Source organism: Streptomyces sp. NEAU-174 (assembly GCF_052665095.1).
The window spans coordinates 11,613-31,011 of the sequence record NZ_JBQTCE010000022.1; the positions used below are offsets into that span (position 1 = coordinate 11,613).

Genomic DNA, 19,399 nt, shown 5'->3' on the forward strand with positions numbered 1-19,399 from the left:
AAAACATGGGAACAGTGGTAAAAATACGATATGGAAGTAATTTCCCGTTCATTTGCTCAGCGTAAAAAAACGCGCAGCGTCGCGAGCCAGATGCTGGCCCTGCAGGTTATTCTCATCGTCCTGCTCGTCGCCGCCGCGGTAGCAGCTCTTGTGCTGCAGGCTCAGCGCGAGAGCACCCGGGATGCTCGTGACCGAACACTCGCCGCAGCCGAGGCTTTCGCCCACTCGCCTGGCATGATCGAGGCCCTGGCCGGCCGGAATCCCACGGCGGTGCTGCAGCCACGCGCCGAGGCTGCCCGGAAGGACGCCCACCTCGACTACATCGTGGTGTGGAACACAGCTGGGATCCGGTACACGCACCCTGACCCCAAGAAGATCGGGAAGCACATCGTCGGCCCGTACGAGGAAACGCTCAAGGCCGCGCGGGCCAATCGGCCCTTCATCAGAAGCTTCCCCACGGTCACAGGCGTCAGCATGACCTCCTCTGTGCCCGTGACCAGGCCGGATGGCAAGCTGGTCGGCCTGGTTTCGGCCGGGATCACGATGAAGAGGGTGAACACCATGGTGGCAGAACAGCTGCCGGTGGTGCTGGGTTCAGCGGCGGGTGCACTCCTTCTCGCCTCGGGCAGTTCTGTGCTGGCGAGTCGGCGGTTGCGACGGCAGACGCACGGCCTGGGCGCTGCCGAGATCACACGGATGTACGACCACCACAACGCCGTACTGCACTCGGTCCGCGAAGGGGTGGTGATCGTCCGGGGCGACGGACGGCTGCTGCTGGCCAACGACGAGGCTCGACGGCTGCTAGCGCTGCCCTCGGATGTGGAAGGACGGCCGGTCACCGACCTCAGCCTGGCTCCCGGCCTCGCGCAGTTGCTGCTTTCCGGTCGTGAGGCCACGGACAAGGTGTGCCCAGCCGGTGACCGGCTGCTCGCGGTCAATGTTCGACCGACCGACCGTCGAGGAGGTCCGCCGGGGAGCGTGACGACACTGCGGGACACCACCGAGCTGCATGCGCTCACCGACCGGGCCGAGGAGGCCCGCCGGCGGCTTCAACTGCTCTACAACGCTGGTGTGCGCGTCGGCACTACACTCAATGTGGTACGTACTGCCGAGGAACTGACCGAGGTGGCAGTCCCTGGGTTCGCCGACTTCGTCACCGTAGAGCTCCTTGATCCCGTTCTGCGCGGTGAGGAGCCGGTCGGGCCAAGCAGCGAGATGCGCCGCACGGCCTTCTGCGGCATCCGGGATGATCCGCCGTTCTACCCGGTGGGTGAGCTTGTCAGGTTTGTCCCCGCGGCACCGACTGCGTTGGGTATGGCGAGCGGCCACCCGACCCTTGAGGCCGATCTGCATACGGCACCCGGTTGGAAGGCTCAGGACCCGGAACGCACCCAAAGGATCCTCGACTATGGCGTTCGCTCGCTGATCACTGTGCCGTTGCAGGCGCGCGGCGTGGTGCTGGGGGCGGTCGACTTCTGGCGCGCTGAGCAATCTGAGCTCTTCGGGGAGGAGGATCTGTCCTTCGCCGAGGAGCTGGCTGCCCGTGCGGCGGTGTGCATCGACAATGCCCGCCGCTACACCCGAGAGCACACCATGGCCGTCACCCTGCAGCGCAGTCTGCTCCCCGGCGGCGTCCCCGAGCAGAACGCTCTCGAAGTGGCGTACCGGTACCTGCCTGCCCGGGCCGGTGTGGGCGGCGACTGGTTCGACATCATCCCGCTGCCCGGCACCCGGGTCGCCCTCGTGGTCGGCGACGTGGTCGGGCACGGACTGCACGCAGCGGCCACCATGGGGCGGTTGCGCACCGCGGTGCACAACTTCTCGGCCCTCGACCTGGCCCCCGACGACCTCCTCGTCCGATTGGACGAGCTGGTCGCCAGAATCGACCAGGACCGGACGACCGAGAGTGCAGGAGAGGAAGCCACGGGGGCCACCTGTCTGTACGCCATCTACGATCCGGTCTCCGGTCGCTGCACCGTGGCCCGGGCCGGGCATCCGGGGCCCGCCATCGTCCATCCCGACGGCGCCGTGGAATACCCCGATGTGCCCGCCGGCCTGCCCCTCGGTCTGGGAGGTCTGCCCTTCGAGACCGTGGAACTGCAGCTTGCCGAGGGCAGCCAAGTCGCCCTCTTCACTGACGGCCTCGTCGAAGACCGCCACCGCGACATCGACGTGGGCCTCGAACTCCTCGGCAGCGTCCTGGCAGGCCATCCGGACCGCAGTATGGACAACACCTGCCAGGCGGTACTGGACGCGCTGGTACCCGAGGATCCGAGCGATGACATCGCACTGCTGATGGCCCGAACCCGCGTGCTCGCCTCCACACAGGTCACAACCTGGGAGGTACCCGCCGACCCCGCCGCCGTCGCCTCCGTCCGTAGCCGGGTCGCCCGGCAGCTGGCCGACTGGGGGCTGGAGGGGACCGCCTTCACGACCGAGCTGATCCTCAGCGAGTTGGTCACCAACGCCATCCGCTATGGCAGCGAGCCCATCACCGTTCGGCTTCTGTATGACCGCACCGTGATCTGCGAGGTATCCGACGGCTCCAGCACCTCCCCCTATATGCGCAGTGCCAAGACCACCGACGAGGGCGGGCGCGGCCTGTTCCTCGTCGCCCAGTTCGCGCAGCGTTGGGGGACCCGCTATACGCCACACGGTAAGGTGATCTGGACCGAACAGGCCCTTGACGACGGCACGGCCGACACCCGTGGAACAGCGGAGCCCCTCCTGGAGCAGTGGGAAGAGCCGCCCATGTGACGAACAATCTCGCGCATGGTAAGCGGTGAGGCATCGAGGACTTTGGCGGGCTCGGTGCTCATATCTGCCATGCCAACGGCAGGTCAATGAGCCCTGGCGCGGCCTCTGAGAGTGGTGGCTGTGTAGCTCTTCAGGTCGTCGACAAGGCAGATTCAGGACGTAGTGGCGTACGTTGTAGCCACCATTACCGAGGGGGCTCGCGGCGACAGGTCTGTATCCACCTTTCCGTGATCGAGTTCATCCTGGGCGTCTGGATGCTACTGAGGACGACTTCGATCCCTGCGTCCTTGAGGACGGCATCGACGAGGGCAGAGAACTTCCCGTCTCGGTCCCGGATCATGACTCGTGCCCGGCAGCCGAGGTCTTCGAGGTCCATGACCAGGTTCTTTGCCGCTTGTGCTACCCAGGATGCGCTCGGATGCGCGGTGGCGCCCAGGACGCGGATCCGGCGACTGCCGTGTTCGATCACCGCGAGCACATCCGTATCCCCGACTGTGAGGATGAGGGAGGCACCGCTCGGGGTCTGACCCGATCCCCGATCGACGCTTCGGCTGTCCTCACTCTGAATCGTCGACCTTCCCAGCGGTGCCGTTGCGCATACCGGCTCGGCGATCGTGACCTCATAGCGCCTCTGTGTGTCAAGCAGCCTGAGCGAGGTGGTTTCGTTGGTCGCGTTTCATGATCCGGTAAACCACGTTGGACAGCCGTCGTTTCAGGGCCCGTCGGGCCTCCGCTGATGTTTTGCCTTCCGCGATCTTGCGCAGGTAGTAGTCCTGCCCGCGTCCGCCGTCGCGGATCTGGCAGACGGCGATGATGTGCAGTACGGAGTTCAGCGCGCGGTTGCCGCCGGTGTTGAGCCGGTGGCGTACGTTGTTGCCGCTCGAGGCGTCCAGGTGGGGAAGCGGCTGACGTCGCCGACGTGGCCGATGACCTTGGCGGCCAGCACGGTCCCAGGCCCGGCAGAGTGGTCAGCCCGGTGCGGGTCACCGCGAGGGCGTCGCGCATCTCGGCTTCGTTATCCTTGACCTGCCGGTCCAGGCGCCGCAGGTCGGCCAGCAGGTCGCGGGCTATGTCCCGGCTGCAGGCATCCGTGGCCGTCACGGGGCGGACGGCCTTCATTGCGACGGCGGCCTTGTCGGCGGACAAGCCGGTGGGGGCGCCGCCGGGCAGAAGGTCGCGCAGGACGGCGTGGAGCCGGTTGAGGACGCGGGTGCGTTCGTGGACCAGGTCGTCGTGCCGTTCGGTCAGCAACCGCAGGATCGTGGTCTGGTCTTGGGGCTCGACGGGCCGCAGGTCGTGGCGGAAGAGGGCGACCTGGGCGACGTGGCGGGCGTCTTTCGCGTCGGTCTTGCGGCCACCGCCGGTGGCCAGCAGCCGGGCCCGGGCCGACAGGGTGGAGGGCATGTCCACCACCTTCTCGCCTGCGGCGGCCAGCTGCTGGGCGAGGGTTCGGCCCAGGCCGCGGGCGCCTTCGACGGTGAAGCGGCGCTTGGGCCACTGCTCGCACCAGCGCATCAGCTGACGGAAGGTCCCGGTGTTGACGATGAACCGGCGCTCGGCCACCTGGTGGCCCGCGACGTCGACGGCGACGGCGGTGTGGGATGACTTGTGCGGATCGACACCGATCAGGATCACGGGCTGGCCTCGCACTCGCTGAGAAGGGGAAGGGAGTGCGGTGGGCATCCTGACTCGAAGTCACCGTGTCACCATCATGCCTCTGTCGAGCCACACCGCGCGGGTGCCGACCGGCTGCGGCACGCTATGAGTGAGCCAGCCCCCGCGGGGCGGCAAGGAGCACTGCGGGCCCGTGCCGACCGGCACCCTGGAGGCTACGGCTGCAGACCGCGCGTCTGGGCTCGATTCAACAAGTCAGGAGCTTGACCGACGCGGTCCCATCACAGTCGTGTCCGTCCACCGGACCGGTGCGTGTCAGCCCACACCGCGCGCGGAAGGACGAATGCGGACGCCATGCCACAGCCCATCGAAGTGATCGGCGGGATTGACACCCACACCGACGTCCACCAGGCCGCCGTCATCGACACCATAGGCCAGCACCTGGCCACCGAGGCGTCCCCCACCACGCCGGAAGGCTATCGGCACCTGCTGGCGTGGCTGCGCTCGCACGGTCAGGTACTGATGGTGGGCATGGAGGGCACCGGATCCTTCGGCGCCGAACTCGCCCGGCACCCGCGGACCAACCAGATCACCGTGATCGAGGTGGACCGACCCGACCGTCGAGCTCGCCGCGCCACAGGCAAATCCGACCCTGTCGACGCCTACGCCGCCGCCACCGCCGTGCTCTCCGGCGGCGCCAAGGGCATCCCGAAGGGCCGCGACGGCACGGTCGAGGCCATCCGTGCGCGGCGCGTGGTCCGCGCCAGCACCGTCAAGGCACGTACTCAGACCACCAACCAGATCAAATCACTGATCATCACCGCGCCCGCCGCGGTACGCGAAGCACTGCCCTCGCTGACCACCACCGAGTTGATACGGCGCCTGTCCGCCAGCCGTCCCGGCGCCGATTTGACCGACCCGGCCGTCGCCGTCAAACTCGCGCTCAAGCGCCTGACCAAGTGCCACCAGCACCTGAGCGTGGAGATCGCGGACGCAGTCACCGAACTGCGCGCCCTGATCGCCAGCACCGCGCCCGGCCTGCTCGCGCTACCGGGCGTCGGGACCGAAACCGCCGGGCAGCTGCTGGTCACAGCCGGAGACAACCCCGACAGGCTCGTCTCGAAGGCATCCTTCGCCTACCTGTGCGCCGCCCGCACCCGTGCCGGCCTCCTCCGGCCGCACCGACCGCCGGGCCAGCCGCGCGCTACACACAATCGTGCTGGTCCGCATGCGCCACGACGCACGAACCCGAAACTACGTGGCACGACGGACCCTCGAAGGGCTCAAGACGAAGGATATCTTCAGATGCCTCAAGCGCTTCATCGCGCGCGAGGTTACCACCACCTCACCGGCGCCTTCAGAGTCATCCCATCGACCTTTCCAGCCACTTGACGAATCTATAGGAGGTTCAGAGTCAGTGCCCGGCGTCCCCTCCGCAGATGTCTGGTCAGTTGTGCCAGGACGGGCCGGGTGGTTTCGATGTGGGCGACGGCAGTGTTGGAGCCTGCGTTGCCAATCCGGAGCGGGACGGCCGCCGGCGTGGGCCCGCGCTAGCACGGCAGGACAGGCTCAGGCCCCGCGTACCCGCTCGTAGCTGGCCAGCAGTGCCCGCCCGTCCGGGACGAACGGCCAGTCCGGGTCGGCCAGCCGCGTCTTGAGCCCGTCCCAGGGCAGCCACCAGCCCTCGGCGACCTCCTCCGGCTGATGGGCGATCGGGCCGTGCAGCGTCGGCTCGTACACTGTCTCGTAGATGTGGGCCAGGAAATTGGTGTGCGTGTTCGTGAACCAGTGACGGTCGACCAGCCGCACCGTACAGTCCTTCACACCGAGTTCCTCGGCCAGTTCCCGCTCCGCGGCGTTGTCCGGCTCCTCGCCCGCCGCGATTACCCCACCGACCCACACGTCGTACAGACCGGGATACAGGTCTTTGGTGTCGGTGCGGCGATGCACGTACACCTGCCCGGAGACATCCCTGACCAGGGTCTTCGCGGCGGCGTGCGGCAGGTTCCGCGCACGCATCCGGCTTCTGGGCGCGCTGCCGACGACTCGGCCGGGCAACTCGTCCTGGGCGTACAGGGCGACGATCTCTTCCATATCTCTCCTCACCAGTGGGTCTCCACCAGTACCGTGCCCAGGTGGCGGCCCGCCAGCAGATCGAGCAGAGCGCCCGGAGCCTGGCCGAGCCCAGCTAGCCGGACGTGCGGGAAACGCAGCCTGCCCTCCCGTAGCCCGGCGCTGAACTCCGCCTCCCAGCGGGCCGCCGACGCCTGATGGTCGCGCACTGTCAGCCCCTGCACACTGATGCCCCCGGAAAACAGCGCGAGGGTGTCCAGCGTGGCCTGGGCGCGGGTGCCGCCACCCGCCTGCCGGCCGACGGCGCCCACCACCGCGCAGCGCGCCCCGCGCCGGGCACAGGACAGCGCGGCCTCGAACTGCTCCCCACCGACCGTGTCGACCAGCACGTCCACGCCCTCCGGAGCCGCCGCCCGCAACTGCTCGGCGATCGGCCCCTGCCCGCGCACCAGCACGGCGTCGAAACCCAACTCACGCCGCAGCCGCTCCGCCTTCCATCGCGCGCTCGTCGTCCCGATCAGCCGCCCGGCCCCCCGCAGCCGCGCGAACTGCCCGGCGACCGTACCGACCCCGCCCGCCGCCCCTGTGACCAAGACCGTGTCCCCAGCGCGCACCCCGGTGCGGTCGACCGCCAGCCAGCCCACGAACCCCTGTGACAGACAGGCCGCCGGGTCGGGCCAACGGGCCGGATCGACCCGGCGCACGGAGGCGCTCGGCAGCAGGGCGTACTGCTGCCAGCCGTAATCGTGCCGGACCAGCTCACCGGGGCGCAGCCCCGTCCCAGGAGCCTCGACCACTTGGCCGAGGGCGGCGCCACCCAAAGCCCGGCCGGGCCGGTAGGGCGCCATCGGCAGCACTCGCTCCGGGGCCATCAGGGTGCGGGTGACGGCGGCGACGCGCAACAGGAGGTTGCGCACCAGCACCTGCCCGACGCCCGCTCGGCGCAGCGGCACCCGCACCGTCTCGAAGTGCTCCGGCCGCAGCTCACTGGCCACATGGGCGGCCAGCCGGATCTCCTCGACGGTGGTCGGCAGCGCCCTCGCGTTCATCCTCCGGCCCCCGGCCTGACCACGGCCAGCGCGGCGCCGAACACCCCGAGATACAGCCAGGCCACATACCCCATCGCAGGCCCCGGTGGCCATATCGGCGTACGCAGCGACGCGAACCGTTCCGCGCCCGTCCATACGAAGCCCAGTGCGGTCACCGGCAGCCAGCCCGCCAGCGCGGCCGCGCCGTGCAGCTCCCAGGGCCGGACCACCGCCAGCGCCAGCCCTGCCCCGGCCAGCGCGCACCCCACGGTCAGCGCGACCGAGCCGCGCAGCCCGACCACGTTGGAGTACAACGTCGCCCCCGGCACCACCCGAGCGCCGGTCTTGCGGGCGAATTCGAAGTGCATGAACACGAGCACGCACAACAGCCCGCCCACCAGCGCATGCGGTGCCGAGCCGCCGCCGGTCGCATCCCTGAACGACAGCCAGATGTGCACGCTCAGCATCGCCTGCACTGGATAGCTCACCAGCAGATTGACGAAGACCCGGTCCCGCACGGTCGCCGACCAGCGTTCCAGCCGCACCAGGAAACAGATGTAGACCAGGTCGAACAGTAGCCAGCCTGCCAGCAGTAGCGACCGCCAGCCGGTGAGTGCGAGTTCCGCGACGACGATCAGGGCCATCGCCACCCGCAGCTCCCGCACATCGATCGCGCCGCGCGGCAGCGGCCGGCCCGGATTGTGGACTCGGTCGTACTCCAGGTCTTTCTGCTCGTCGACGACCCGGATGAACAGGAGCGCCAGATAGACCGTGGCGATCTCGGCGAGCAGTGCGCCGCCCAGCCTGAAGTCGGTCCCGGGGGTCAAGGCGGCCAGGGTGCCCTCGAGGGCGAGCACCCACAGGACCGCGTAGGTGATGTAGACCCGCCAGGGCGCCCGCTCCGCGAAGAAGGCACCAAGGCGGCGGGCACTGTCGGCAGCCGAGCGGGAGGCGCCGGCCATTGGGTGGGGGGTGCCAGCGACGGTCATGCCTCGTCCTCCTCCAGGATCGTCACGGTGCCAGCCGCGCCGTCCATCTCCACCTGGGCGCCGTCAGGGATACGGGCCGTTGCGTGAGGGAGCGCCACGATGGTTGGGATGCCGAACTTGCGCCCGGAGATCGCCGTGTGCGACAGCAGCGTGCCGCGCTCGACGACGATGCCGCGCGCCGACAGCATCAAAAACAGCCAGCCGGGGTCGGTCTCCCGGGCGATGAGGATCATGTTGTCGCTGGGCTCACCGAAGTCGCGCGGATCGACGACGACCCGCGCGGTACCGCGTACGACCCCGCCGCTGGAGCCGAGGCCGTACAGCGTGCCCGAGTCGGCCGCCACCCGATTCGGGGCCGGCAGCGCGTCACGAACCGGGCCCATCGTCACGAAGTCCATGGGCAGTTCGGGGCCCCGGGCGTCGAACTCGGCCTTGCGGACGGCGGCCAGGCCCCGTAAGTCGTCGGTGACCGCAGTCCCGTCGTATGTACCGAGGATCTCCTCCTCCGTCAGATGTGCCACGTCCTCGGCCCGCTCCAGCAGTCCGCGCGCGGCCAGGTCGGCGCCGAGCCGGCGGTAGACCTGACGGCCGAAGCCGTACAGCTCGCTGCGCCGATAGCGGGTGTTCTCCCGCATGTTGATGTACCGGCGCTGCCCAGCCAGCACCGCGCGCAGCGCCTGCTTGCGCAGCGGCCGCCCGGTGAAATGCTCGGCCAGCCTGCGCTCGCCCGCCAGCCGGACCTCGGCCTCTCGCTCCCGCAGCAGCGCGCGGGTGAGGTCGCCGCGCGCGTACTCGGCGGCCATGCACAGCAGTTGGGACGGCCGGTCGCGGGGGACCGTCACCTCAAGCTTCAATTCCTGCAGACCCCGGTCGCCGTGCAGCTCGGCGTGTTCGCGGATACGATCGGCGAGTTCGCCGCCGTAGGCGCCACGGTCGATCTCCGCCCACACCTCGTCGGCGGGCTTGACGTCGAGGGCCGCCAAGACGCGCGGCGCGGCGCGGACGCGCTCGGCGATGTCGACGATCGACATCAGGATGACGACGCTGCGGTTCTCCTCCCCGCCGCACAGCAGATCGCTGTGCAGCCCTGGGCCGGCCCCCGGCACCCAACGTTCCAGCATCTTCATGGCCACGGTCTCATGCATCTGCAGCAGTATGTCGTTGACCAGCGTGATGCCCCAGCGGCCGCCGACCTCCTTCCACAAGGACCGCATCAGCTGGCTCAGTTGCAGCGGATCGGCCATCTTGGCGGCCTCCCGGTGCGCGGTGAGGGTCCGCTCCCACCAGGACTCGAAGTCCTTCACCGCCACACCGTGCGTCACCAGCCGCCACGCCAGCCGTACCAGGGTTTTCGCCGTGGCCGGCAACAGGGCGAGGTCGGTGAGCGGCGGGGTCGGCGTCACATGTGTCACCGATGGCGACATGCCCATCATCCGCTCGAAGCTGCCCCGCCACAGCGGGAAGGTCCGGCTCAGCCCGTGCAGCGTGTACCAGACGCTCAGCGAGTAGAAGACCCGGCCGTGCAACATACCGATCATGCCGCGCAGTTCGCCCTCGTGCCGGTCCAGGACCTTCCGTGGCACCCCGAGCAGCCGGTAGAAGTCGTGGAAGTCCTCACGGTAGAAGCGCTGTGCGAAGGAATAGGTCAGCGCGGTCGTGACGTCGGGATAGGACTCGGTGATGTTGGCATTGCTCCACAGTCGCTGCCGGTCCAGCTCCAGCACCACCGGGCGGGCCTGCAGGATGTGCAGCCGGCCGTCGGCCGTGAAGGTGCCCTCGATGTCCTGCGGGCCGCCGAAGAGCTTCTCGATCCGGTCCCCGGCCGCCACTGCCTGTCGAATCTGTTCTTCCGACAGCACGGGCAGATCCTGGAGCTCCTCCGGCACGGGCACCGCGCCCGGTCCGTCGGCGAGCCGTGCGGGGTTCTCCTCCATCGCATGTGTCTTGTGCGCCAGCACCGAACGGATCGTGTCCCCGCGCCGGCTGATGAAGTAGTGGTCGACCGGGACCTTCTCCTGTACGACGCCCTCGCCGATCCCCAGCCCCGCCGCGAGCACCCGGTCCCGGGCACCGGTCAGGGGATCGCATGTGAACAGTACGAAGGAACGTCGGCCCAGCTCCATGCGCTGCACGCCGACGGCCACCGCGAAACCGTGCTGGGTGCCACCCCGCGCCGCCCGGTACAGTAGCGCCTCCGCACCAAACCCGGACGCCCAGCACTGCCGTATCCGCTCCAGGAGCTGATCACGGGTGACGTACAGGAAGCTGTCGCTGATCCCAGCGAACGCGTCGTGCGCTGAGTCCTCGCCTGCCTGGGAGCCTCGGCCGACCACAGACGAGCGGACCGACACCACGGCATCGGCGCCGAAGACCGCGTCGAACGCCTCGAACAACTCCCGCTCCACGGCGGTCGGAACCGGTACGCCGAGCACCAGCTGCCGTAGCCGCGTGGCCTTTTTCTCCACGCCATCGTAATCGGCCGGGTCGAGACAGGCGAGCAGAGCGTCCAGCTCGGTGCGAATCGGCTTCAGGACTTCCGTGAACACCGGCGCCGACACACAGAAGAACCGGGGAACCGGGAATCCGGCGTCGGCCATTCGCGCCTGGCGGGCGAACTTCGGGCCGACCTGCGTCTCGTCCAGCAGGGCGCGTCCACGCAGCACCGGGCGCTTCTTCGAGAGACGGAGTTTCATGGGCGCCTCACCAAACCCAGGGGATGACACGACGGTGGGTCGCCGCATAGTCGGAGTAGCCGGGCAGCGTCAGGAGAGTGCGCTCCTCGATGAGAATGCGGACGACCATGGTCGCCAGGAGGACCATCAGGGCGGCTGCGCTGTACGTGTTGAGAAAGAACAGCACGAAGACGACATGCGCCAGCGCCATCCCGAGATAGGCGGGGTGGCGCACTACCCGGTACGGGCCGGTCCGCACGATCTCGTGGTCGCCGAGGACCCGCACCCGGTGCGAGTAGTACCGACCCAGCGTGTGGATCGCCCACAGCCGCAGGCCCACCGCGCCCACAAAGACCACCGGCAGCGCCAGCAGCCACGGCCGGTACGCCTGGTTGTCGGCAGCCGGCAGACAGGCCGCGACCAGTGTGGCCGTACGCGCCGTGCCGTACACGTAGAGCGTGCCGCGATCGGTCGCCGAGTCGGTCGACTGCGAGCTGCGCACGGTCGTCCAGGCCTCCAGCAGCAGCCACACCAGATGCAGCCCGGCGAACACCGCCGCCAGCCGCTGCCACGGGCCGGAGAAGTCGAGCAGCCCGCGCACCACCGCGGTGGCGGTCGCCACCAGACAGGCACCGAGCACGAACATCGGATATTTGCGCAGAATCCAGGTCATGACGAAAGAAACCTCCAGGAGACAAAGGACAGGCGGCCTGGGGTTCTGACGAAAGCCGCAGACCGCCCTTTGCGGGGATCAGGAAGCCGCGGTCCTGCTCAGGGCGGTACGTGCCGCGCACTCCTCCGTCTCCTGGAGCTTGGGCAGCTGGAGCTCAGCCAGGGCGTGCGTCATCTCATGGATTTGCCGGGCCTCGATCTCGTCGGCCCGCGACTCGTCCATCACTACCAGGTCCATCGAGCCCGACGCGGCGAGGACGTTCGTCTGCAGCACATCGCACCGGCCCACGAACCGCACCCGGTTCAAACCCTTGTACTTGACCTCCTCCAGTGTGTACTCCAGCCGGGCCGGCAGCGGGAGCAGGAACTTGTGGAACGACGTCTGGAGGGAGTTCAGGATGAACCGGCGGGGCGTGCGCGACGGCGTCAGCAGATAGCGCTCCCCGACGGCGAGCGAGATCTGCCGCACCACCTCCGTGATCACCATGCCCGCTATGTGCGAGCCCGTGGTGTGGTCGAGGACCATCTCCTGCCGGTCGGAGATCCTCAAGACGGCCTCGAACTGGTCGTCCGAGATCCTGCGCAGCCCCGCGATGAGAACGTTATCGGGATTGCGCTTGTGCACTTCTGAGTGGTAAATCGGGGCCGGTAATGGCACGTCCGCCAGCAGCGACTCCGGCAGGCCGTACCTGCGCAGCGCGCCGCGCAGGATCTCCCGTTCGTACTCTTCTACGCCCTGGCCCGGCACGATCACCGGCAGCGAACCGGACGTCAGTTCCCCATCGAGCAGAGCCTCCAGTCGAGACAAGGGAACCAGGTCGACCGAATGTGACCTGCTGGCCAGATTGTCGCCTACCACGAATATAACGTTCTCTGGCACGCTTCCTCCCTGTATTTGTGCAAATGCAGGAGCCGCTGAGGTGCCATCCTCCGGCCATCAACTTGTGCTCTACAGGACGATGCGCTTGTGGGAAAGGAGACGCGAGGCAGCGGAGGGACAAGGCGACATAGCCGGACACGGCGCGGACCTGCGCCGACACCGGCCCGAGCCCGGGACCCGCCTCCCGCGGGTACCGTGCGAGGCCGACCCACGCGTGAGCGGGCCGCGCCTTGGTTCGTCTCGGCATCGGCGGGTCGGCTTCCGTTCTGTTCCTGGACTCCGCGCCAGGGCTCCGGTGTAGTCGCGTGACGTCCGTTCCGTGATCATGTGAGTTCGAGGAGGGCGAGCGGTCGGCCGGCGTGGCGGGCGTTGTGCCGGAGGCTGGCGGCCCAGGCCGATCCCCAGCAGACGAAGAAGCGGCGGAAGTCCGTGCCGAGGAGGCCGACACGACCTTCGGGAGCGGGTCACGCCCAGATGATCAGGCGGTTGTCCGTGGCACGCCGACAAAGAAGGACAGGGTCAGCTGGCGGCCCTGCGTGTCCGGGGGTGATGAAGTGGTAGTTGCGGGTGTCGAAGAAGATGCCCTCGCCCAGTTCCGGGGTGAGCATCAGGCGCGGCTCGCGGGCGACGATGGTTTGGGCCGAACCGAAGCCAATGCGGTCCTCATCATCTGCCGGGCGCCAGTGCCGGCGGAAGACGTTCAGCTCGCCGCCGTCCGGTCGGGGTGCGGTCGAAGATGCCGGGGACCTCGCGGACCACCTCGTCGAAGTGCATCCGCGGATCGCCCCTCAGCTCGCGCACCATCCCTGCGAACTGGCTCGGCCCACCCACAGTCGCTGGCTGACGGGCCCTCCCACGCCACGGTGATCTGCGCGATCAGCGTCTCCATCGGGTCATCGGCGCCCTTCGCCTTCACCCACTGCTCCCCGGCCTTGCGGGGGTCCTGCCGGTACCCCGGACGCAATTCGCCGTCCAAGTAGCAGTCGTAGACCACCGGGCCGAATTTGGCGATCGGCGGCCAGATGCGCCGCTCGTCGTAGGTGCTGAACTCGGTGCCGTCCAGCTCGCGGTGATCCGCTCGCAGACCTCCGGCGTGAGCATGCCCGGTACCTGGACCGGGCCGAGGGTGCCCGCCGCGAGCCACACCAGGGCTTCACGGCTCAGCGGCGAGGCGATCTCGGCGGAGAAGAGCGGCACGGGATCGGTCATTCCCGCTTCAGGAGGGTGTTGGCTGCGGTAGACCGGTCGCGTGACTCGTGGTGATCTGACCGATGCCGAGTGGGAGTTGATCGAGCCGCACCTGCCGTTGGGGGCGTTCGGACCGATCCCTGACCTGCGCAGCTACTTCAACGCGATGATGTGGCGGTTCCGTACCGGCAGTCCCTGGCGGGATGTGCCGGCAAGCTACGGCTCCTGGTCGACGATCTACGACCGGTTCCGGATGTGGGCGCGTGACGAGGTCTCCCAGACCCTCATGGACGCGATGATCGCCGAGGCAGCCGCCCGCGACGATGTCGATCTCAGCCTGGTCAGCGTCGACTCGACCGTTGCCCGCGCGCATCACCACGCGGCGGGCATGGTCGTCGACCCGGAGCTCCTTGAGGACCTGGAGAAGGCCGTGGCGGAGGAAAAGGCGCTGCAGCAAAGGGGCAAAACGACCTCGTAGGAGAGGGATCCGCGGACATGGAGCATGAGCATGAGGCCGGAGGGTTCAAGAGGGTGACGGAAGAACCACCGCGACGAGCCGCCCGGGTGCCGGTGACGTCGCCTCGACTGTGTTCTGACGGAGTAGCACGCAGGCGAGGGCGGAGGTGAGTTCTCACTGACGAGCTGGCCGACGCACGTGGGGCGTTCACTGAGGATGCTCACACGCCCGGAGCCGGGGCGATTCTTCCTACCGCGACAGCCGCCCCCGATTGCCGCCCGAACGGAGGTCTGCTTGATAGTCGCTGGGGCTCTGGCCGGTGAGGCGGCGGAAGGCGTCCGCGAACGCTGCCGGTGTGCGGTAGCCGACGGCTCGTGCGGTCGCGGCGACGGAGGAGCCTCGAACCAGGTGGCCGCGTGCCGCGTGAATACGGGCATGGACGCGCCACTGGCCGAACGGCATGCCGGTTTCGCGCACGAAGAGGCGGGTGATGGTCCGGGCGCCGGCGTTCACGGTGTCGGCCCACGCGTAGAGGTCACGTCGATTGGACGGGTCGGCGATCAGAGCCTCCGCGATCGTCCGGATGCGCGCGTCCTGCGGCATGGGAAGCCGGAACGCCGCGCCGGAATCGCTCTCCAGCAGTTCGAGCAGGAGGGACTCGGCCTGTGAACGCGCGCGTGTCCGCTCCCGGTGCCGGCCGAGATAGGTGAGGAGCTCACGCATCAGCGGCGTGAGGAGTACACCCGTGGCTTCCGCTCCCGGAAACGGGGAGCGTTCCGCGTCGAGCAGCACATCGTCACTGTGCCCGGGCCGCAGGATCCTGCCCGAGTGGGGGGTTTCGGCCGGCAGCCAGAGCCCGTGGGTGGGCAGGACGACCCAGTCGTGACTGTCGGCGTGGACCGCGAAGGCCGCCGTGGCGGACCACACCATCAGGTGCCGGTCGTGCCGATGCCGGCCGGCGAAGTCCGCTTCCCGGTCGAGCGTCGCGCGGGCCGCCGACGGAGGTCCCGTCAGCGGATCGATCGGTTCGCGGTCCTTCACCCTGCACCCCTTCAACGATCGGATGGCCCATTCGCGATCACGGTTGGCCACATTTCCGTTACCCGGAATCTTAGGGTCGCCTTACTGGACTCCTCGCGAGGGTCCCTACCGAAAGGTGTGATGGTGTCCGATCGTCAGAAAGTTCTTGTCTCCGGTGCGGGAGCAGCAGGTCAGACGCTCGCCTACTGGCTGGCTCGGCACGGGTTCGAGACGACGGTGGTCGAGCGGGCGCCCGCTCCGCGCATCGGCGGCTTTGCGATCGATCTGCGTGGCACGGCGGTGCACGTCGCCGAACGTATGGGCATCATCGACGCGGTCCGCGCGAACCGGGTGCACATGAAGGAGATCGTGCACCTGGACCATCTCGGCGAACCGGTCTGGAAGACCGACGGCAACTTCGGGGCCGGCGAGGGACTCACCGGAGACGTGGAGATCCTGCGCGACGACCTGACCTCGCTCCTGGGCCGTGCCTGTGCGGAACTCGACGGCCTGACTTACCGGTTCAACGACAGCATTGAGTCGATCGACCAGACCGGCGACCACGTCGAAGTGGCCTTCGAAAAGAGCCCTCCCGGCCGCTTCGATCTCGTTCTGGGCGCAGACGGGTTGCATTCCACGGTCCGCGCTCTGACGTTCGAGGAAGCCGAGGCCTACAAAAAGCGGCTGGGGTACTACGCGGCGATTTTCAGCATCCCGAACATCTTCGGCATGGAACGACAGATGTTCATGTCATCGCTCCCCGGCAAGCTCGTCATCGTCCTGCAGTACGGGCTGGCCAAACACACGCGAGGGATGCTCGTCTTCGCCTCACCGCCTCTCGAGTTCGACAAGTGGGACGCTGATGAGCAGAAGGCGCTCATCCGGGGAGCCTTCAAGGACGACCACGCCTACTGGGCCGTCGCACCTCTGCTCGCGGAACTGGACCAGGCGACGGATCTGTATTTCGACGAAGTCACCCAGATCACGATGCCGGCCTGGTCGAGCGGCCGGGTGGCGCTGGTCGGCGACGCCGCGTTCGCACCCACGACGATGAGCGGTCAGGGCACGAGCACGGCCGTCGTGGGGGCCTACGTCCTGGCGGGCGAGCTGAAGGCCGCCGGCGGTGACCCCACCGTGGCCTTCCCCCGGTATGAGGCGAAGGTCCGCCCCTACGTGGAACTCAACCAGGCCATACCCTTCGAGTCCCCGGAGCTGGCCATCCCGTCCTCCTGGGAGGGAATCGAGCAACGCAACGCAGAAGTACTCGACATCATGACCCGGCAAGGCCACGGCACGACCGGGGCCGGCGAAACCGCGGGAGACATAATCACCCGAGCGGCCAACGCCATCGAACTCGACTCCTATTGACGAGCTCATACCGCCACGCACGGGCGGCGAGGCTCTACGTCGACCGCCGTACCCGGCCTGACTTATTGCGAGCGGCACTCGAAGCCGGGTACCGCAGCTTCGACTCAGCGGCCGTGGCGGGCACGGAGGAGCACGTCGGATCGGCCATCAAGGAATCCGGAATACCCAGGGAAGAACTCTTCGTCACTACGAAGCTCTGGAACTGCGATCAGGGGTACGGCTCCGCCCTGCGCGCCTTCGACACGTCGCTTGCCAAGCTGGATGTGGAGTATGTGGATACACCGAGGCGCGTGCCAAGGCCATCGAAGTCTCGAACTTCGAAGTCGAACATCACACAAGCATGGCAGGAGTGCGGCTCAGGTGCTGTTGCGATGGCACGTACAGCAAGGGAACCTCGTCGCTCCCGGTACAAGTAGTTCGCCCAGTTCCCCGTAAAGGATGCGTGGGGGGCGGAAACGGTTGGCTGGCTGCCCGGAACAGCCCGGTCCGGCCGTAGGTCACCACACGGCGCCGTATGTCAGAGCGACGGGCCGTGGGTCCAGCATCCGGCGAGCATGGTGGCGAACACCGGCATCTCGCGCAGTGTCCGGGCGTCCGCGGTGAGCGGGTCGTGGTCGGTCACCACCAGGTCCGCCCGGTCGCCGACCCGAATCAGCCGCTGCCCCTGGGACGAACCGGCGAGGGCGTCCGCCACCGGTATCCGCTGCTCCGGGTGCCATGGCGGGCGCTCGTCGCCGGTCCGGGTCACGGCGGATGCCACGGTCAGCCAGGGGTCGAGCGGCGCCACGGGAGCGTCGGATCCCAGTTCCAGGACGGCCCCGGCGGCGAGCAGGTCGGCGAAGGCGTAGGCCCGGTGGGTCCGGCCCGCCCAGTGCCGGTCGGCGATGTCCCGGTCGTCCACCGCATGCGTGGGCTGGATGCCCACGGTGACGCTCAGTTCGGCGAAGCGCGGGATGTCCTTGGGGGCGAGCAACTGACCGTGCTCGATCCGGCCGTGGCAGCGCACCGTCTCAAAGGCGTTGAGGGCCATCTCGTTGGCGCGGTCCCCGATCGCGTGTACGGCGGGTTCGATCCCGTGGGAGGAGGCGCGGCGCAGCAGGGACACCAGCTCCTGCGGGGACAGCATCTCCAGTCCGTGAGAGCCGGGCTCGCCGGGGTTCGTGCCCGGGTACGCCTCGTGGCACAGTGCGGTGCGGGTGTTGAGCGAACCGTCGGTGAACAGCTTGAGCGGCCCGACCTCCAGCAGTCCGCCGGGGGTGTCCAGCGGTTGGCCGGTGCGGAGCCCGCAGCTGATGGCCGCTTCCAGGTGCGGCGGCCAGATGGAGGCCGCCACTCGGAGCGGCACTGTGGCACCGTTCATTCGGCGGGTCCAGTCCACGATGTTGTCCGCGTACTCGAAGTCGACGATGCCGGTGATCCCCCGCGCGGCGGCGGCGACGCAGGCTTCCTGTACCCACTGGTCCGTCACCTCTGGTCCAGCGGCGCTAAGTTGCTGCACGGCCCGCATGCACTCATCTTCGCGCAGCAGTCCGGTGGGGTGGCCGCCACGGTCCACCAGGGCGAGTCCGGCCGAGTTGAGCCAGGCGGAGTGGAGATCCATGCTGACCAGCAGGACGGGGCGGTCGGGGACCAGGGCGTCCAGCAGGTCCTTGTGGGGCGCGTCGGGCCACAGTCCGTCACGGAAGCCGTGGCCGATCACCGTCTCACCGGGAGACAGGGCGGCGGCTCGCCTGCCAGCCGCGTCCGCGGCCTCCCGCGCCGAACCGGCGCCGGAGACATCGAGCCGCCGGCGTAGGCCCGCCCACTGGACCATGTGTACATGCGAGTCCCAGAGCCCTGGCAGCAGGGTACGGCCGTCGAGGTCGAGGCTCTGTCCGTCGGCGCCCGGTGATTCGCCTGCCGGAAAGACGGCCTTGATGCGTCCGGTCTCGATACGGACGTCGCTCAGCGGTCCGCCCGCGCCGAGGTGGACACGGCGCAGGGTGAGCGGCTCGGCGGTGGCCGGCTGGGTGCCGGACGCCACGGTGGACATGGACGTGGTGGTCACGGCTTCCTCCGGATGTCGCGCATGGCGCGGGCGAGTTCGGGACTGGCGTACGGCTGGCCGGATTCGAGGGCCCTGGCAAGGCGGAGGACGACCTCCTCGCGCTCGTCCTGACTGAGCTTCGCCTTGGCCGTCACCCTTGTGGCGGTCAACCGGAATCCGGTGACGGCGGCAGCGATCCGGTGAGCGTATGCGTCTGACTGGGCCAGCCGCCATGGCTCGGGAAAGCGGCCCTCGAGGTGGTCGACGGTGGCGGACAGCACGTCGTAGGTGTCCGTCGGGTCGAGGACTTCGGGGCGACCGTGGACGTGCAGGACCGTGAAGTTCCAGGTCGGAACATGAGGTGTCACCTCGTACCAGACCGGTGAGATGTAGCCGTGCGGCCCCTGTAGCACGACAACGACTTCGTGGGAGCCGAGTTCGTGCTTCGCGGCGTCGGTCCTGGCGAGGTGGCCGACGAGCGTGAGGACGGCGTCCTCGGTGTCCTGCCGCGAGTCGTCCACCAGCACCGGCAGGTGGGAGACGACCAGTCCACGGTCGGCGGTGTGACTGATCAGGGTTGCCCAGGGGTGGGCCCGTGCCAGACCACGGATCCACCCGGAGTCGTCCACCTGGAAGATCTCCTGCTGCAGCATGT

General features: G+C 68.4%; 15 protein-coding genes and 1 pseudogene. 5 read left to right on the forward strand and 11 right to left on the reverse strand.

Annotated elements, in window-relative coordinates; translation table 11 throughout:
• Positions 1-30: 30 nt before the first annotated feature.
• Positions 31-2,757, forward strand: a complete 2,727-nt coding sequence (locus tag ACT2CW_RS42925; RefSeq protein WP_250853592.1) for a SpoIIE family protein phosphatase/ATP-binding protein — start codon at positions 31-33, stop codon at positions 2,755-2,757.
• A gap of 184 nt (positions 2,758-2,941) precedes the next feature.
• Here the strand turns inward: ACT2CW_RS42925 and ACT2CW_RS42930 are convergent, their stop codons facing one another.
• Both ACT2CW_RS42930 and ACT2CW_RS42935 read right to left on the reverse strand, forming a co-directional pair.
• On the reverse strand, positions 2,942-3,133 hold the full coding sequence (locus tag ACT2CW_RS42930; RefSeq protein WP_445520544.1) for a hypothetical protein: 192 nt from the start codon (positions 3,131-3,133) through the stop codon (positions 2,942-2,944).
• Positions 3,134-3,222: 89 nt separating this feature from the next.
• Positions 3,223-4,440: an IS110 family transposase gene (locus ACT2CW_RS42935; RefSeq protein ID WP_375792357.1), complete on the reverse strand. Its 1,218-nt coding sequence runs from the start codon at positions 4,438-4,440 to the stop codon at positions 3,223-3,225.
• Between the two features lie 285 nt (positions 4,441-4,725).
• Here ACT2CW_RS42935 and ACT2CW_RS42940 point away from each other — a divergent pair, with 285 nt between their 5' ends.
• A complete protein-coding gene (locus tag ACT2CW_RS42940) occupies positions 4,726-5,763 on the forward strand; it encodes an IS110 family transposase (protein ID WP_250853594.1) in 1,038 nt (345 codons plus the stop codon).
• A gap of 177 nt (positions 5,764-5,940) precedes the next feature.
• Here the strand turns inward: ACT2CW_RS42940 and ACT2CW_RS42945 are convergent, their stop codons facing one another.
• The 6 genes from ACT2CW_RS42945 to ACT2CW_RS42970 form a co-directional block, all read right to left on the reverse strand.
• On the reverse strand, positions 5,941-6,465 hold the full coding sequence (locus ACT2CW_RS42945; protein WP_164436104.1) for an NUDIX domain-containing protein: 525 nt from the start codon (positions 6,463-6,465) through the stop codon (positions 5,941-5,943).
• A gap of 8 nt (positions 6,466-6,473) precedes the next feature.
• Entirely contained in the window at positions 6,474-7,493 is a 1,020-nt protein-coding gene (locus ACT2CW_RS42950) for an MDR family NADP-dependent oxidoreductase (protein ID WP_445520545.1), read from the reverse strand.
• On the reverse strand, positions 7,490-8,461 hold the full coding sequence (locus ACT2CW_RS42955) for a hypothetical protein (protein WP_445520546.1): 972 nt from the start codon (positions 8,459-8,461) through the stop codon (positions 7,490-7,492). The genes ACT2CW_RS42950 and ACT2CW_RS42955 overlap by 4 nt, the downstream gene beginning before the upstream one ends.
• Positions 8,458-11,154 carry a PEP/pyruvate-binding domain-containing protein gene (locus ACT2CW_RS42960; RefSeq protein ID WP_164436107.1) on the reverse strand — a complete coding sequence of 899 codons (2,697 nt, stop codon included), beginning with the start codon at positions 11,152-11,154 and terminating at the stop codon, positions 8,458-8,460. The genes ACT2CW_RS42955 and ACT2CW_RS42960 overlap by 4 nt, the downstream gene beginning before the upstream one ends.
• A gap of 7 nt (positions 11,155-11,161) precedes the next feature.
• Positions 11,162-11,806, reverse strand: a complete 645-nt coding sequence (locus ACT2CW_RS42965; RefSeq protein ID WP_037964747.1) for a methyltransferase family protein — start codon at positions 11,804-11,806, stop codon at positions 11,162-11,164.
• Between the two features lie 78 nt (positions 11,807-11,884).
• Positions 11,885-12,685, reverse strand: a complete 801-nt coding sequence (locus ACT2CW_RS42970; protein ID WP_164436108.1) for an AfsA-related hotdog domain-containing protein — start codon at positions 12,683-12,685, stop codon at positions 11,885-11,887.
• Positions 12,686-13,934: 1,249 nt separating this feature from the next.
• Between ACT2CW_RS42970 and ACT2CW_RS42975 the strand changes: the two genes are divergently transcribed.
• Complete coding sequence (locus ACT2CW_RS42975) at positions 13,935-14,351, forward strand: transposase (RefSeq protein WP_164436109.1); 417 nt, start codon at positions 13,935-13,937, stop codon at positions 14,349-14,351.
• Between the two features lie 228 nt (positions 14,352-14,579).
• On the opposite strand, the gene ACT2CW_RS42980 is transcribed toward ACT2CW_RS42975, so the two are convergent.
• Positions 14,580-15,371: an AraC family transcriptional regulator gene (locus tag ACT2CW_RS42980; protein ID WP_164436111.1), complete on the reverse strand. Its 792-nt coding sequence runs from the start codon at positions 15,369-15,371 to the stop codon at positions 14,580-14,582.
• Between the two features lie 120 nt (positions 15,372-15,491).
• Between ACT2CW_RS42980 and ACT2CW_RS42985 the strand changes: the two genes are divergently transcribed.
• Together ACT2CW_RS42985 and ACT2CW_RS42990 are read left to right on the forward strand one after the other, a co-directional pair.
• Positions 15,492-16,718, forward strand: a complete 1,227-nt coding sequence (locus ACT2CW_RS42985) for an FAD-dependent monooxygenase (protein ID WP_164436113.1) — start codon at positions 15,492-15,494, stop codon at positions 16,716-16,718.
• Positions 16,715-16,996, forward strand: a pseudogene (locus ACT2CW_RS42990) (aldo/keto reductase); the annotation flags it as partial. The gene ACT2CW_RS42985 and the pseudogene ACT2CW_RS42990, both read left to right, overlap by 4 nt.
• 239 nt (positions 16,997-17,235) lie before the next feature.
• Here the strand turns inward: ACT2CW_RS42990 and ACT2CW_RS42995 are convergent.
• Both ACT2CW_RS42995 and ACT2CW_RS43000 read right to left on the reverse strand, forming a co-directional pair.
• A complete protein-coding gene (locus ACT2CW_RS42995; RefSeq protein ID WP_445520547.1) occupies positions 17,236-18,765 on the reverse strand; it encodes an amidohydrolase in 1,530 nt (509 codons plus the stop codon).
• Positions 18,762-19,397, reverse strand: coding sequence for an FMN-binding negative transcriptional regulator (locus tag ACT2CW_RS43000; protein ID WP_445520548.1), 636 nt, complete (start codon positions 19,395-19,397; stop codon positions 18,762-18,764). Before ACT2CW_RS43000 ends, ACT2CW_RS42995 begins: the two co-directional genes overlap by 4 nt.
• Between the last annotated feature and the right edge of the window lie 2 nt (positions 19,398-19,399).

Bases quoted from the DNA above. Each gene is read 5' to 3' on its own strand.
- ACT2CW_RS42925 (WP_250853592.1), top strand. From the start codon at position 31: ATGGAAGTAATTTCCCGTTCATTTGCTCAGCGTAAAAAAACGCGCAGC.
- ACT2CW_RS42930 (WP_445520544.1), bottom strand. From the start codon at position 3,133: ATGGACCTCGAAGACCTCGGCTGCCGGGCACGAGTCATGATCCGGGAC.
- ACT2CW_RS42935 (WP_375792357.1), bottom strand. From the start codon at position 4,440: ATGCCCACCGCACTCCCTTCCCCTTCTCAGCGAGTGCGAGGCCAGCCC.
- ACT2CW_RS42940 (WP_250853594.1), top strand. From the start codon at position 4,726: ATGCCACAGCCCATCGAAGTGATCGGCGGGATTGACACCCACACCGAC.
- ACT2CW_RS42945 (WP_164436104.1), bottom strand. From the start codon at position 6,465: ATGGAAGAGATCGTCGCCCTGTACGCCCAGGACGAGTTGCCCGGCCGA.
- ACT2CW_RS42950 (WP_445520545.1), bottom strand. From the start codon at position 7,493: ATGAACGCGAGGGCGCTGCCGACCACCGTCGAGGAGATCCGGCTGGCC.
- ACT2CW_RS42955 (WP_445520546.1), bottom strand. From the start codon at position 8,461: ATGACCGTCGCTGGCACCCCCCACCCAATGGCCGGCGCCTCCCGCTCG.
- ACT2CW_RS42960 (WP_164436107.1), bottom strand. From the start codon at position 11,154: ATGAAACTCCGTCTCTCGAAGAAGCGCCCGGTGCTGCGTGGACGCGCC.
- ACT2CW_RS42965 (WP_037964747.1), bottom strand. From the start codon at position 11,806: ATGACCTGGATTCTGCGCAAATATCCGATGTTCGTGCTCGGTGCCTGT.
- ACT2CW_RS42985 (WP_164436113.1), top strand. From the start codon at position 15,492: ATGGTGTCCGATCGTCAGAAAGTTCTTGTCTCCGGTGCGGGAGCAGCA.
- ACT2CW_RS43000 (WP_445520548.1), bottom strand. From the start codon at position 19,397: ATGCTGCAGCAGGAGATCTTCCAGGTGGACGACTCCGGGTGGATCCGT.